Here is a 13,847-nt window from a genome sequence, read left to right as displayed (position 1 = left end):
TGAATCACAGTCCGTTTCCGGGCAAGGCTGCTGCGATGATCCGCGGCAAGGTCATTTCCGGCGGACATCCAGCCCCAGCGCTTTTGCGACGATGATCGTCTGATCGATCGTGATGATCGCGCCCCTGATCTGCGTGTTCGCCGGCTCCAGTGCGCTGAGATCGCTGCCTCTCAGGTCGCAATTCGAGAAATCGGCGCTGTGCAGCCACACGCCCGACAGGTCGACGTCCCGGATCGAGCCATCCTGGCAGCGCGCGCCGGTCAAGTCCGCCTCGCGTAATCGCGTACCCCGGAAACTCGCTTTCCGCAGGTCCGCTCCGGGAAGCCCGACAAAGGACCAGTCGCCGTCGACGACTTTCATGCTGTCGAACTGGCAACCGTCGAACATGCTGCCCACGAACTTGCATTCGGTGAAGGTCGTGTCGAAGAAATTGCAGCCAGCAAAGGTGCAGTTCACGAAAGCGGCGCTGTGATGCGTGGAGCCGTTGAAGCGCGCCCGGCGAAATGTACATTCGGTGAAGACGCAGCCGGTATTCCGGGCCTCGCTCAGATCGAGATCGGCGAACAGCGTGCTCTGGTAGCGCTGCCGGTTGAGTTCGTCGCCATACCAATCCGCGCCGGCAATCGTTTCGATCGTCTTGGGCGCGGGTTCGCCGTATCGTCGTTCAGCCATGATGTGTGTGCTCGTCCGAAACGCGGCCCGCACACTATCCGATTCCCGACCACTCCCAAGTCAGGTGAAAGCCGCTACACTCCCCTCAAATCCAAGCGCTCGCCTTCATGGCCGTGTCATATCCGCCGCCTTAAGGTCCCACGCATTTTCGCGAGGCTGAGCCAGACCATGACAAAGCAATTCCTTCTCTCGACGACGCTTCTCGCCGCTCTGGCCTTCCAGGCTCCGGCCGCGTTCGCGCAGGCCGCTCCGACGCTTTCCGGCCAGAAGCCGATCGTCGTCGCCCATCGCGGCGCCAGCGGCTACCTGCCGGAGCATACGATCGAGGGCTACAAGCTTGCGATCCAGCAGGGCGCCGACTTCATCGAGCCCGACCTCGTCTCGACCAAGGACGGTGTGCTGATCGTCCGCCACGAGCCGATGCTATCAGGCACGACCGATGTCGCCACCCGCCCGGAATTCGCCAATCGCAAGACCACCCGCAAGGTCGACGGCGTCGACACCACCGACTGGTTCGCCAACGACTTCACCGCCGCTGAGATCAAGACGCTGAAGGCCAAGCAGGCCTTTGCCGATCGCGACCAATCGCATAACGGCAAGTACCAGATTCCGACCCTCCAGGAGGTAATCGACCTCGCCAAGGCCGAGAGCGCCCGCACCGGCCGGACCATCGGCATCTATCCGGAAACCAAGCACCCGACCTATCACGCCGCGCTCGGGCTTGCCTTCGAGGACAAGCTCCTCGACATGCTCAAGGCCGCCGGCTGGACCGACAAGACGGCGCCGGTCTTCATCCAGAGCTTCGAGACCGCGAACCTGAAATACCTGCGTCCGAAGACCCAGCTGCGTCTCGTCCAGCTCGTGGATGGCGACGGCGTCGACAAGGACGGCAAGGTCACGCTGGTGGCGCCCTTCGACCGGCCCTACGACTTCGCCGTGCTCGGCGACAAGCGGACCTTCCAGGACATGCTCTCGGCGGAAGGCCTCAAGGAGATCGCGACCTATGCCGACGGCGTCGGCCCCTGGAAGCCCTACCTGATCGGCGCCAAGCAGACGATCGGCACTGATGGCAAGCCGCAGGACCTCAATGGCGACGGCGCGATCGACGAGCGCGACCGCACGCTGATCGCCCCGACCAATGTCGTGAAGGACGCCCATGCGGCGGGCCTGCTGGTCCATAGCTGGACCTTCCGCAGCGAGCCGAAGCGCCTGGCCTCCGATTTCAAGGGCGACGCCGGCGCCGAGTACAAGGCCTTCTTCGCGCTCGGGCTCGACGGCCTGTTCTCGGACTTCCCCGACCAGGCCGTGAAGGCACGCGACGGCAAGTAAGTCCGATTTCCAGCAGAAGGCCCGCGACGCTCGGCGTCGCGGGCCTTTTTCATGGCCGGATGTCGCGCCTGCCGGCGCAGCAAAACTCAATCGCAAACGCGAGTCGTGCGTCGCACGGTGCCGCGCGGGGTTTCGCGCTCGGTCGTCACGGTGCGGCAGTCGTCGCCGCGATAATTGGCCCGGCGCCATTCGCGCTCGCGATGGCGCTCGTAACGGTCGCGCCGCTCCTCGCGGATTTCCCGGTCGATGGCTCGGTCACGCGGTGAGCGCGTATCGACGCTGACGCCGCCGGGGCCGACATTGATCGACTGGGCATAGGCCCCGCCGCTCATCAGAATGGCGGCGACAAGGGCAGGAACAAGTCGTTTCATGGCTTTTCCTCCGTTTGCACAACAACGGATCAGCCAGGCATTCGTTCCACGATGCATCCGGAACGCAAAAGGGCGCGCGGAACTCCGGCGCGCCCTTGTCGATGAAAAAGTCTTCCAGGCTCAGTGCAGGATCTGGCTGAGGAAGAGCTTGGTGCGCTCGTGCTGCGGGTTCTTGAAGAACTCGTTGGGGGTGTTCATCTCGACGATCTGGCCGGCATCCATGAAGATGACGCGGTCGGCGACCTGACGGGCGAAACCCATCTCGTGGGTGACGCAGAGCATGGTCATGCCCTCCTCGGCCAGCGAGACCATGGTGTCGAGCACTTCCTTGACCATTTCCGGATCGAGCGCCGAGGTCGGCTCGTCGAACAGCATGATCTTCGGGCTCATGCAGAGCGAGCGGGCGATCGCGACGCGCTGCTGCTGGCCGCCCGAGAGCTGGCCCGGATATTTATGAGCCTGCTCGGGGATTTTGACGCGCTTGAGATAGTGCATGCCGATCTCCTCGGCATCCTTCTTGGGCATCTTGCGCACCCAGATCGGCGCCAGCGTCAGGTTCTCCAGGATCGTCAGATGCGGGAACAGGTTGAAGTGCTGGAAGACCATGCCGACGTCGCGGCGGATCTCGTCGATCTTCTTGAGATCGTTGGTGAGCTCCGTGCCGTCGACGATGATCTGGCCCTTCTGGTGCTCTTCCAGACGGTTGATGCAGCGGATCATCGTGGACTTGCCCGAGCCGGAAGGTCCGCAGATCACGAGCTTCTCGCCCCGGCCGACCTTCAGGTTGATGTCGCGCAGCACGTGGAACTCGCCGTACCACTTGTTCACACCGATCATCTCGACGGCGGTCGCGGTGTTCAGCGAGGTCTGCTTCAGCGCCGCGGGGCGGGAGCCGGTCGTCTTGGTTTCTGCCATTGCCATTGTTGTCGTCCCTCTCAACGTTTTTGGCCGGCGGCGAGGCGCTTCTCGACCGCAATCGAATAGCGCGACATTCCCCAGCAGCACAGGAAATAGAAGATGGCGGCGAAAGCGTAACCTGTCGACCGTGTCGTGGGCGTCGCCCAGGTCGGATCGATCAGCGTCGCCTCGATGGTGCGCAGGAAGTCGAAGATGCCGACGATGGTGACCAGCGTCGTATCCTTGAACAGCCCGATGAAGGTGTTGACGATGCCCGGGATCACGATGCGCAGGGCCTGTGGCAGAATGATCAGGCGCATCATTTGCCAGTAGCCGAGGCCGAGCGACATCGCGCCCTCGTACTGGCCCTTCGGCATCGCCTGCAGGCCGCCACGCACCACCTCCGCCATATAGGCGGCGGCGAAGAGCGCGACGCCGATCAGCGGCCGCAGCAGACGGTCAGGCGACCATTCCTGCGGCACGAAGAGCGGCAGCATGGTGTTGGCCATGAACAACACGGTGATCAGCGGCACGCCACGCACGAACTCGATGAAGATCACCGAGAGCAGCTGGATCGCCGGCAGCCGCGAGCGGCGGCCGAGCGCGAGCAGCACGCCGAGCGGCAGCGAGAAGACGATGCCGACCGCCGAGATCAGGAAGGTCACGGTCATGCCGCCCCAGAGGCCGGTATCGACGCGCGGCAGGCCGACCTTGTCGGCGAGGATCGCCAGCAGGCCGAAGACGACGAGCGAGATCAGGATCAGGCGCTTGGGCCGGTAGAAGCGCTGCCAGGCCGGCATCGCCTCCTCGACCGCGAGCTGCCCCTCGCCGATCCAGAACTTCATCAGCCCCGGCACGAAGGAGAGCACCAGATACAGCACCGCCAGAGCGAAGGTGACGATGATCAGGAAGCGCAGGAAGCTCTCGGCGCGCGGGCCGCCGAGCAGCAGGATGAAGGCGCTCGCCGGCAGGATGACGAAGAAGAAGAAGAAACCGACCTTCTTCAGCGGCATCCTGTTCCAGAGCAGCCAGACCACGCCGAGCGCGAACATCGCGAAGACGATGTTGACGCGCCAGCGCTCCGCCACGGGATAGGAGCCATAAATGAAGTACTGGGTGCGATCCGCGATATAGGCCCAGCACGCCCCGACGGGCCGGCCGACCTTGTCGGCGAGGCAGGCGTCGCGGTTCGTGCCGGTCCAGACCGCATCGAGGATGTAGAAGCGGACCATCCCCGGAACCGTGTCGATCACGAGCCAGACGCAGAGCAGCGTCAGGATCGCGTTGAGCGGGCTGGAGAACAGGTTCCCCCTGATCCAGGCCAGCGGGCCGGCGACGGAGAGCGGCGCCGGTTCTTGCTGGAGCGTCTCCTTGCGGACGAAGGCGAAGGGCGCGTTTTCGGTTGTTGCGTCGGTCATCGCGCAGCCCTCACCGTTCCACCAGCGCCATGCGCTTGTTGTAGATGTTCATGAACAGCGACGTCACCAGCGAGATCGTCAGATAGACCGCCATCGTGATCGCCACGACCTCGACCGCCTGGCCGGTCTGGTTCAGCACCGTGCCGGTGAAGACCTGGACGAGATCGGGATAGCCGATCGCAACCGCCAGCGACGAGTTCTTGGTCAGGTTGAGGTAGTTGGAGGTCAGCGGCGGAATGATCACCCGCATCGCCTGCGGGATCACGACGAGCTTCAATGTCGGCCCGCTGCGCAGGCCGAGCGCATGGGCCGCCTCGCTCTGCCCCTTCGAGACCGCGAGGATGCCGGCGCGCACGACCTCGGCGATGAAGCCGGCCGTATAGGTCGTCAGGCCGATCAGCAGCGCCACGAATTCCGGGAAAATCTGGATGCCGCCGCGCAGGTTGAAGCCGGCGAGTTCGGGATAGATGAAGGAAACCGGCCGGCCCGTCACGAAATAGACGAGCAGAGGCAGAACCACGATCAGCGCAACCGCGACCCAGCCGACCGGATACTGCCGGCCGGTCGCCGCCTGCTGCTTGCGAGCCCAGTAACGGAAAACGAAGGTGGCGACGAGGCCGATCAGGAACGCCCAGACGATCAGGTTACCGCCAGGCCCGAGCTGCGGATCGGGAAGGTAGAGGCCGCGGTTGTTGAGCAGGGCGCCGGTCGGCAGCTTGATCGAATCGCGCGGGTTCGGCAGCGGCTTCAGCACCGCGTTGTACCAGAAGAAGAGCTGGAGCAGCAGCGGGATGTTGCGGATGACCTCGACATAGATCATCGCGAGCTTCGAGATGACCCAGTTGTTCGACAACCGGGCGACGCCGACGAAGAAGCCGAGGAAGGTCGCCAGGATGATGCCGAGCCCGGCAACCAGCAGCGTGTTCAAGAGGCCGACGATAAAGGCGTCGCCATAGGTCGAGCCGCCCGAGGCGGAGAACGGGATCAGCTTCTGGTTGATGTCGAAGCCGGCGGCGTTGTGCCAGAAGCCGAAGCCTGAGGCGATCTTCTGCGCGCGCAGGTTCTCGATCGCGTTCGAGGCCGCCGACCAGATCAGGAAGACGACGACCGCTACCAGAGCAATCTGATAGACATAGCCCCGGATCTTCGGGTCGTAGAATAACGACGCCTTGCCGGGTGATACCTGTTCGCTGGGAATGCTCGACACCTGTCACGCCCTTTTTTGCTTCGCTTGTCGTGGCCGGCGATCCTGCGGCGGTGCGGTTGCGCCGTGGTCGTGTTGTTGTCCGTGCCACTGTTCTGGTCTTGCGAGCTGCGCCCGGCCGAAAAGCCGCGCGCCCCTCTTTCAGCCCCCGGTTCCGGTCCGCGCCATGCGCTGTGACAGGTATCCGACGCCGGCAGCCGCCGACGCAAAGATGATCTTCATGCGGTTCCCCTGTTCGGAGCGGGTTTGTCCCGCCCTCGGCTTGCCAGCAAGTCCCGGGCCAAGCAGCCCGAACCTTGCCTCGTTTGCTTCGTCTCGCGCAGGGCCTCGCAGCCCTGTTTCATTTTTCGCGCCGGTTTCGCCCGGCTTCATTCAACGGATCGGGGGAGCGTATTGCAGGCCGCCCCGAGTCCACAGCGCATTCTGGCCACGTTCGATCCTCAGAGGCGAGTCCCGACCGAGGTTTCTCTCGAAAGATTCACCATAATTGCCGACATGATGCACAATGCGATAGGCCCAATCGCGATCGAGGCCCAACGCCTCGCCGAAATCACCCTCGATTCCGAGCAGACGCCGGACGTCCGGCCGCTCCGAGGATCGCATCGCCTCGACATTGCCCTGGCCGACACCAAGCTCCTCGGCATTCACCATGGCGAACAGCGTCCATTTGACCAGATCGAACCATTGGTCGTCGCCATGGCGCACGGCAGGGCCTAGCGGCTCCTTCGAGATCGTCTCCGGCAGGATGACGTGCTCGCGCGGCGCCGCCAGCTTCATCCGCTGGATCGCGAGCCCCGCCCGGTCATAGGCATAGGCGTCGCAGCGGCCGCTGGCATAGGCGTCCACGGTCTCGTCGCTGCCCTTGAAGGTGACGATCTCGTATTTCAGACCGTGGCTACGGAAGAAATCGGCGACGTTGAGCTCGGTCGTGGTGCCCTGCTCGGCGCAGACGGAGGCGCCCGCGAGCTGCAAGGCCGAGTTCAGGCCGAGCCTGGCGCGGACCATGAAGCCCTCGCCGCCGTAGAAATTGATGCCGGTGAAGTTGAGGCCGAGCGCGGTGTCGCGCGCCATCGACCAGGTCGAGGTCCGCGAGAGAAGATCGACATCGCCGGTCTGAAGCGCCGTGAAACGGTCCTTCGACAGTAGCGGAACGAACTGCACCTTCTCGGGATCGTCGAAGATCGCGGCCGCGACCGCCCGGCAGAGATCGACATCGAAGCCGGTCCAGCGCCCCTGCCTGTCGGGAATCGAGAAGCCGGCCAGCGAGGGGGCCACGCCGCAAACGACAGCCCCGCGATGCCTCACCTGCTCCAGCAAGCCGCCATCCGGGGCAGCCCAGCCGCTATCCGGCGCGAGGCTCGCCAGGGCGGCGAAGGCCATCGCGAAGAGGGGCGGCATCCTTGCTTTTCCCATGGCGGAACAGGCCCTGGACGACAGCAGCGACGGCACCGTGCGGCAATCGAACACTCAGACTCCGCGCTCCGTCGGCTAGAGCCAGCGAAAGGCGCGTACGCGAAATGGAAACGGGGCGCCGGTCAGGCCGGCGCCCCGCAAACCTCTTAGCGAACCGGCGGGGCGTATTGCAGGCCGCCCTTGGTCCAGAGGCCGTTCTGGCCGCGGGCGATCTTGAGCAGCGAGCCCTGGCCGACGTTACGCTCGAAGGATTCGCCGTAGTTGCCGACATGCTTGACGATGCGGACGACCCAGTCCGCGGTCAGGCCGACCTGCTCGCCGAACTTGCCTTCGGTACCGAGCAGACGCTTGATCTCCGGGTTGTCGGACTTCAGCTGCTGCTCGACATTCGCCTGGGTGACGCCGAGTTCCTCGGCGTTCAGCATGGCGAAATGGGTCCACTTGATCAGGTTGAACCACTGCGGGTCGTTGTTGCGGACGGAGGGGCCGAGCGGCTCCTTCGAGATGATCTCTGGCAGAACGAGATGCTCGTCGGGGTTCGCCAGCTTCAGGCGCTCGGCATAGAGGCCCGAGGCGTCGGTGGTGAAGGCGTCGCAGCGGCCGGCGTCATAGGCCTTGACCGTCTCGTCCGAGGTCGCGAAAGCGACGACTTCGTACTTGAGGTTGTTGGCGCGGAAGTAGTCGGCGAGGTTGAGCTCGGTCGTGGTGCCCTGCTGGGTGCAGACCGATGCGCCATTGAGCTGCAGCGCCGAATTCACGCCGAGCTTCTTGCGGACCAGGAAGCCCTGGCCGTCATAGTAGTTCACGCCGGTGAAGAGCAGGCCGAGCGAGGCGTCGCGCGTCATCGTCCAGGTCGAGTTGCGGACGAGAACGTCCACTTCGCCCGACTGCAGCGCCGTGAAACGGTCCTTGGCCGAGAGCGGGATGAACTTCACCTTGTTGGGGTCGTTGAAGATCGTCGCCGAGATAGCGCGGCAAAGATCGACGTCGAGGCCCTTCCAGTTGCCCTGCGCATCCGGCACGCCGAAGCCGGCGAGGCCGGTGTTCGAGCCGCAATTCAGGATACCGCGCTGCTTCACCTGCGCGAGCGTGGCCTGGGCCGAGGCCCCGGTCGCGGAAACCGCCATGCCGATCCCTGCTGCGAGGGCGGCTGCAACAAACTTTTTCATCGGTACTCTCCCGTTGGAACCCCTTGTCCGGCTGATGCCGGAAGACATTTCTGGTCCCGCCGCCGGCGGCATTTTCACCGCTCGGTTCGTCGTGCTTTCGCGCGGCGTCCCCATATCCTCGAGTCGATTGCCAGAGCGACTCATGAGCGTCAAGCAACCGCCATACGCATGAGCCGCCCCTTGTTCCCTGCATATATCACATGCGAGTTTGTGGGGAGTGGTCAAGCCTGACCATGATCTTCCCAATTTCTGGCCGTGCCGTTCCATGAAAAAGCTGACTTCGCCTGAATTTGCGCGCCTCGGCGAGCGCACGCGCCTGGCTCTCGCGGGTCGCGACCCCACCGACAGCTACGGCTTTGTCAATCCGCCTATCGTACGAGGCTCGACGGTCGTTTATCCGAACACCGAAGACTTCCTCGTGCGCAAAGCACGCTACACCTACGGCACGGACGGCAACCCGACGATCGACGCCCTGATCGCCGCCGCCAACACGATCGAGGGTGGCGCCGGTGTGGTCGTGACGCCTTCGGGGCTGATGGCCTGCACCCTCGCCTTCCTGACCCTGCTATCGTCTGGTGATCACGTTCTGGTGACGGACAGCGTCTACAGGCCGACGCGGATCTTCTGCGACACCTTCCTGAAGCGGATGGGCGTCGAGGTGACCTATTACGATCCGCTCGTCGGCAGCGACATCGCGAAGCTGTTCAAGCAGAACACCAGGGCCGTCTGGACCGAGGCGCCGGGCTCGCAGACCTTCGAGATGCAGGACATCCCGGCGATCGTCGCCGCGGCCCGCGAGCGCGACATTCTCGTCGCGCTGGACAATACCTGGGCGACGCCGCTGTTCTTCGACGCCCATGCCTTCGGCGTCGATCTCTCGGTGCAGGCCGGCACCAAGTATTACGCTGCCCATTCGGACGTGCTGATCGGCACCGTCTCTGCCCGCACGCCGGAGCTCTACAAGAAGCTGCGCGCGGCCTGGGGCCAGCTCGGCCTCATCGTCGCGCCTGAAGATGCGTTCCTGACCCTGCGCGGCATGCGCACGATGGCGATCCGCCTGAAGGAGCAGATGCCGGCCGGCATCGCCATGGCCGAATGGCTGCAGGGACGGCCTGAGGTCGCGCGCGTGCTGCACCCCGCCCTGCCGGGCGCGCCGGGGCACGAGATCTGGAAGCGCGACTTCACCGGCGCCTCCTCGCTCTTCACCTTCGAACTGAAGCCGGTCTCGATGAAGGCCGTCGGCGCGATGCTGGACGGGCTCGCCCTGTTCGGGATCGGCGCTTCGTGGGGCGGCTATGAGAGCCTCGTCCTGCCCTTCGACTGCAAGGACTACCGCACGGCGACGAAGCCGGACTTCAAGGGACCGACGATCCGCATCCATATCGGGCTTGAGGACCTCGAGGACCTCAAGGCCGACCTCGACGCCGGTTTTGCCCGGCTGCGCGCAGTGGGGTGAGCGGCGCGCCCTTTTGTCATTCCGGGGCTTCGCGAAGCGAAGAACCCGGAACCCACGATCAAGCACTCCACTGACAACCGCACACCGAATGTCTCACCCAGTCGTGGGTTCCGGGTTCGCGCCTGCAGCGCGCCCCGGAATGACAAGGGTTGGGTGATCGAATGCCGACAGACCTCAGAGCTTGCCGATCTCGAAATCGCGGCCGAGCAGCTTCGCCAGCTGCTTGAGCCGCCCTTCGACACGCTCGCTCGCCAATGCCGCGAGGTCGTCGGGGAAGCGCAGGAGCAGGCGATTGTCGACGCAGGACGCCGCGATGCGCGGCAGGATGCCGGACATGCCGGCCGAGAGCAGATAGGCGACGCGGAAGATCGCCGCGATCAACATGGCCCGCGCGAGAATCGCCGGCGGCAACAGCGTCTTCAGCCCGGCCGCGGCCGGCGAACTCGCCTTCATGCCGGCATAACGGTGGAAGATCGCCAAGGCCAGGAAAGCCCGGCCGACATGGTCGAGACCGGTGAAATAGGCGTGGGCGATGACGTTCATGCTCTGCTCGCCGCGATAATCGGGATGGGCACGCCAGCCGATATCGGAGAGCAGGCAGACGGTCTCGATCATCCGGCCGGACGGCTCATCCTGCGGCAGGCCGGCCGTCTCCAGGATGCCGCGCGTCCAACTGATCAGCTCGGCTGCATGGCGCGGGTCGCGGGCGCGCAGCAGGTTGTAGTCGCGCGCGGCCTGCATCAGCGGGTCGGCGCTCTGCTCCTCCGGCGAGAGTTGTTCATGCAGCAGGCCTTCGCGCACGCCCTGCGCCGAGATGATGATCTCGCGCGGCCGGCCGCGCTTGATCAACTCGTCGAGCACCAGCGCGCCATAGGCCAGGAGCGGACGGCGAGCGGAGGACACGGAATCGATCGCGTCGAGCACCGAGACATCGGCTCGCTCGACCAGCTTGACGAAATCGGCGACGTCGCGCGTCGGCACGGAGTAACCGTGCATCACGTTGAGCGGATAGGCCGCGCGATGCTGGTGGAGCGTGGCGAGCGCGCGCCAGGTGCCGCCGACGGCGTAGAAGTCGCGGCCCTTCATGGCGGCAAGCTGCGGCAGCTTGTCGAGCTCGTCCTTGACGATCTTCTCGGCCGCCCTGAGCGAGCCCTTCGAGCGATCGAGCAGGGCGAGGCCACCGAGCGGGACACTGGCGCCCTGCCCCACAGCGCCGTCCTTGACGGAAATCAGCTCCAGGCTGCCGCCGCCGAGGTCGCCGACGACGCCGTCTGGATTGTCGAAGCCCGAGATCACACCGAGGCCCGACAGCACGGCCTCGCGCCCGCCCGAGATCAGCTCGATCGGCTGCCCGATCGCCGCCTCGGCGCGGGCGATGAATTCCGGGCCGTTGCTGGCATAGCGCGCCGCGGCCGTGGCAATGACGCGGATCTCGCCGACATGCATGGCCTCGCAGAGGATGCGGAAGCGCACCAGTGCATTGATCGCCTTCGCGATGGCATCGTCGGCGAGACGGCCGGTCGACGCGACCTGCCGGCCGAGGCCCGCCATCTCCTTCTCGTTGAAGACCTGCGAGGGCGCGCGCGCCAGCATCTCGTAAACGACGAGACGGACCGAGTTCGAGCCAATATCGACGATGGCGATGGTATGGGACAGCGCAAGCCGCCCCGGCGCATGCCGGAGCTCAGGCTTTACGTCCACCTCGACGCGAGAGGGAACGGGGACTTGAATTGGAGAGCGATTTTCCACGTCCGGACAGACTCGGGTTCGTCATGAAGTACTTATGCGCGTTGAACGGCTCGTCGTTCGGCGCGGGGACAATGCGGCGTGAGCCGCCATCGGGCAATATCGTCCAGCTCTGCTCGTTGTCGAGCAGGTTGGCCAACATGATCTGATCCAGCAACTGCTGATGCACAGTCGGGTTCAGGATCGGAGTCAGTGCCTCGACACGGCGGTCGAGATTGCGCGGCATCAGATCAGCCGAGGAAATGTAGATCTTGGCCTTGGGCGACGGCATGCCGTGGCCAGCGCCGAAGGCATAGACGCGGGTGTGCTCGAGGAAGCGGCCGATGATCGACTTGACCCGGATATTCTCCGAGAGCCCGGGCACGCCGGGCCGCAGGCAGCAGATGCCGCGCACGACGAAGTCAATCTCGACGCCGGCCTGGCTGGCATCATAGAGCGCGTCGATGATCTCGGGATCGACGAGCGAATTGCACTTGCCCCAGATCGCGCCCTTGCGGCCGGCTTTCACATGCGCGACCTCCTCGGCGATATCGTCGAGCAGGCGCTGCTTGAGGCTCGTCGGCGAGACGGCCATGCGCTCCAGCCCGGCGGGCTCGGCATAGCCGGTGATGAAGTTGAAGACGCGGGCGACGTCCTGCGACAGCACGGGATCGGCGGTGAAGAAGGAGACGTCGGTATAGATGCGCGCCGTGATCGGGTGGTAATTGCCGGTCGCGATATGGCAGTAGCTGACGAGCTGACCGGCCTCGCGTCGCACCACCAATGACAGCTTGGCGTGGGTCTTGAGCTCGATGAAGCCGTAGACGACCTGGACGCCGGCGCGCTCCATCTCCTTGGCCCAGCGGATATTCGCCTCTTCGTCGAAGCGAGCCTTGAGTTCGACCAGCGCGGTGACCGATTTGCCGGCTTCTGCCGCTTCGGTCAGCGCCTTGACGATCGGGGAGTTCGCCGAGGTGCGATAGAGCGTCTGCTTGATCGCGACGACATTGGGGTCGCGCGCCGCCTGCTGCAGGAACTGCACGACGACGTCGAAGCTCTCATAGGGGTGATGGACGAGCAGGTCCTTCTGGCGGATCGCAGCGAAGCAATCGCCGCCATGCTCGCGGATGCGCTCGGGGAAGCGGGCGTTATAGGGCTTGAACTTGAGGTCAGGCCGATCGACGCCGACGAGCTGCGAAAGCTCGTTCAGGCCGATCATGCCGTTGACCTCGACGACCTCGTCGCTGTCGACCTTGAGTTCGCGCACGATCATCCGGCGCAGGTGGTCGGGCATGCCGGTCGAGAGTTCGAGCCGGATGACGACGCCGAGACGGCGTTGCTTCAGCATGGTCTCGAAGACGCGGACGAGATCCTCGGCCTCCTCCTCGATGTCGAGGTCGGAGTCGCGGATAATGCGGAAGGAGCCGGCGCCCTTCACCTCGTAGCCCGGGAAGAGCTTGCTGATGAAGAGCGAGACCGCATCGTCGAGCGCGATGAAGCGGTGCAAGCCCTCGCGCGCCAGGTCCGGCAATTCGATGAAGCGGTCGATCTTGGTGGGCACGCGGATCAGCGCGTCGAGCTGGCGCCCGTCATGCTTGCGCTCCAGCGCCAAGGCGATGGTGAAGCCGAGATTGGGAATGAAGGGGAAAGGATGGGCCGGGTCGATCGCCAGCGGCGTCAGCACCGGGAAGATGTAGTTGAGGAAGTAATCCTCCAGCCAGATCCGGTCCTGCGCGCCGATATCGCCCGGCTGCAGAAGGTGGATGCGGTGGCCGTGCAGTTCGTTGCGCAGCTCGACCCAGCGCGCCTGCTGGTCGGCGGTCAGCGCCGCGACCGCCTCGCCGATGGCGACGAGCTGGCCGGCCGGCGTCAGTCCGTCCTGACTGCGCGTAACGACGCCGGCCTTGAGCTGCTCGCGCAGGCCGGAGACGCGGACCATGAAGAATTCGTCGAGGTTGTTCGCGGAGATCGAGAGGAAGCGCAGCTGCTCCAGCAGCGGGTGGCTGCGATTCGAGGCCTCCTCCATGACGCGGCGGTTGAACTGGAGCCAGGACAGCTCGCGGTTCATGAAGCGCTCCGGCTGATGGCGCAGGGGCGCCGCATCAGCCTCGCTGGAAAGCTTCTCCGGCTCGTCGATCACGGTGTCGAGGGTCATGCGCTTCACTCGTGTCCTGGTCGTCTTTCCGCTCATGC

At 64.8% G+C, this 13,847-nt stretch carries 11 protein-coding genes; 2 read left to right on the top strand and 9 right to left on the bottom strand.

What is annotated here, in order from left to right; translation table 11 throughout:
• Positions 1-51: 51 nt before the first annotated feature.
• Positions 52-705 carry a pentapeptide repeat-containing protein gene (locus AC07NY_RS17985; protein ID WP_494584967.1) on the bottom strand — a complete coding sequence of 218 codons (654 nt, stop codon included), beginning with the start codon at positions 703-705 and terminating at the stop codon, positions 52-54.
• A 135-nt stretch (positions 706-840) separates the two neighbouring features.
• On the opposite strand from AC07NY_RS17985, the gene AC07NY_RS17980 reads away from it, so the two are divergent.
• Positions 841-2,001 carry a glycerophosphodiester phosphodiesterase gene (locus AC07NY_RS17980; RefSeq protein ID WP_494584966.1) on the top strand — a complete coding sequence of 387 codons (1,161 nt, stop codon included), beginning with the start codon at positions 841-843 and terminating at the stop codon, positions 1,999-2,001.
• 86 nt (positions 2,002-2,087) lie between these two features.
• On the opposite strand, the gene AC07NY_RS17975 is transcribed toward AC07NY_RS17980, so the two are convergent.
• The 6 genes from AC07NY_RS17975 to AC07NY_RS17950 form a co-directional block, all read right to left on the bottom strand.
• Positions 2,088-2,372: a hypothetical protein gene (locus AC07NY_RS17975; RefSeq protein ID WP_494584965.1), complete on the bottom strand. Its 285-nt coding sequence runs from the start codon at positions 2,370-2,372 to the stop codon at positions 2,088-2,090.
• Between the two features lie 120 nt (positions 2,373-2,492).
• Positions 2,493-3,287, bottom strand: coding sequence for an amino acid ABC transporter ATP-binding protein (locus AC07NY_RS17970; protein ID WP_374678830.1), 795 nt, complete (start codon positions 3,285-3,287; stop codon positions 2,493-2,495).
• 20 nt (positions 3,288-3,307) lie between these two features.
• The gene (locus tag AC07NY_RS17965) at positions 3,308-4,687 is read right to left on the bottom strand and encodes an amino acid ABC transporter permease (RefSeq protein WP_492283601.1); all 1,380 of its coding nucleotides are present in this window, start codon (positions 4,685-4,687) and stop codon (positions 3,308-3,310) included.
• A gap of 10 nt (positions 4,688-4,697) precedes the next feature.
• Positions 4,698-5,894 (bottom strand): amino acid ABC transporter permease, encoded by a 1,197-nt coding sequence (locus tag AC07NY_RS17960; protein ID WP_492283602.1) that lies wholly within the window; start codon positions 5,892-5,894, stop codon positions 4,698-4,700.
• 369 nt (positions 5,895-6,263) lie between these two features.
• Positions 6,264-7,304, bottom strand: a complete 1,041-nt coding sequence (locus tag AC07NY_RS17955) for an amino acid ABC transporter substrate-binding protein (RefSeq protein ID WP_494584964.1) — start codon at positions 7,302-7,304, stop codon at positions 6,264-6,266.
• 146 nt (positions 7,305-7,450) lie between these two features.
• Positions 7,451-8,473: an amino acid ABC transporter substrate-binding protein gene (locus AC07NY_RS17950; RefSeq protein WP_492283604.1), complete on the bottom strand. Its 1,023-nt coding sequence runs from the start codon at positions 8,471-8,473 to the stop codon at positions 7,451-7,453.
• A gap of 265 nt (positions 8,474-8,738) precedes the next feature.
• On the opposite strand from AC07NY_RS17950, the gene metC reads away from it, so the two are divergent.
• Entirely contained in the window at positions 8,739-9,929 is a 1,191-nt protein-coding gene (metC, locus tag AC07NY_RS17945) for a cystathionine beta-lyase (protein WP_494584963.1), read from the top strand.
• Positions 9,930-10,103: 174 nt separating this feature from the next.
• Here metC and ppx read toward each other — a convergent pair whose 3' ends face one another.
• Together ppx and AC07NY_RS17935 are read right to left on the bottom strand one after the other, a co-directional pair.
• Positions 10,104-11,630 (bottom strand): exopolyphosphatase, encoded by a 1,527-nt coding sequence (gene ppx, locus AC07NY_RS17940; protein WP_494584962.1) that lies wholly within the window; start codon positions 11,628-11,630, stop codon positions 10,104-10,106.
• Positions 11,614-13,809, bottom strand: a complete 2,196-nt coding sequence (locus tag AC07NY_RS17935; RefSeq protein ID WP_492283607.1) for an RNA degradosome polyphosphate kinase — start codon at positions 13,807-13,809, stop codon at positions 11,614-11,616. Before AC07NY_RS17935 ends, ppx begins: the two co-directional genes overlap by 17 nt.
• Positions 13,810-13,847 lie beyond the last annotated feature (38 nt).

The sequence above is a fragment of the Allobosea sp. GW821-FHT09G06 genome, assembly GCF_059416005.1.
This window is presented reverse-complemented; position numbering and strand designations above follow the sequence as displayed.

Excerpts from the sequence above, each read along its gene's own strand:
- AC07NY_RS17980 (WP_494584966.1), top strand. The coding sequence starts at position 841 with ATGACAAAGCAATTCCTTCTCTCGACGACGCTTCTCGCCGCTCTGGCC.
- AC07NY_RS17975 (WP_494584965.1), bottom strand. The coding sequence starts at position 2,372 with ATGAAACGACTTGTTCCTGCCCTTGTCGCCGCCATTCTGATGAGCGGC.
- AC07NY_RS17970 (WP_374678830.1), bottom strand. The coding sequence starts at position 3,287 with ATGGCAGAAACCAAGACGACCGGCTCCCGCCCCGCGGCGCTGAAGCAG.
- AC07NY_RS17965 (WP_492283601.1), bottom strand. The coding sequence starts at position 4,687 with ATGACCGACGCAACAACCGAAAACGCGCCCTTCGCCTTCGTCCGCAAG.
- AC07NY_RS17955 (WP_494584964.1), bottom strand. The coding sequence starts at position 7,304 with ATGGGAAAAGCAAGGATGCCGCCCCTCTTCGCGATGGCCTTCGCCGCC.
- AC07NY_RS17950 (WP_492283604.1), bottom strand. The coding sequence starts at position 8,473 with ATGAAAAAGTTTGTTGCAGCCGCCCTCGCAGCAGGGATCGGCATGGCG.
- metC (WP_494584963.1), top strand. The coding sequence starts at position 8,739 with ATGAAAAAGCTGACTTCGCCTGAATTTGCGCGCCTCGGCGAGCGCACG.
- AC07NY_RS17935 (WP_492283607.1), bottom strand. The coding sequence starts at position 13,809 with ATGACCCTCGACACCGTGATCGACGAGCCGGAGAAGCTTTCCAGCGAG.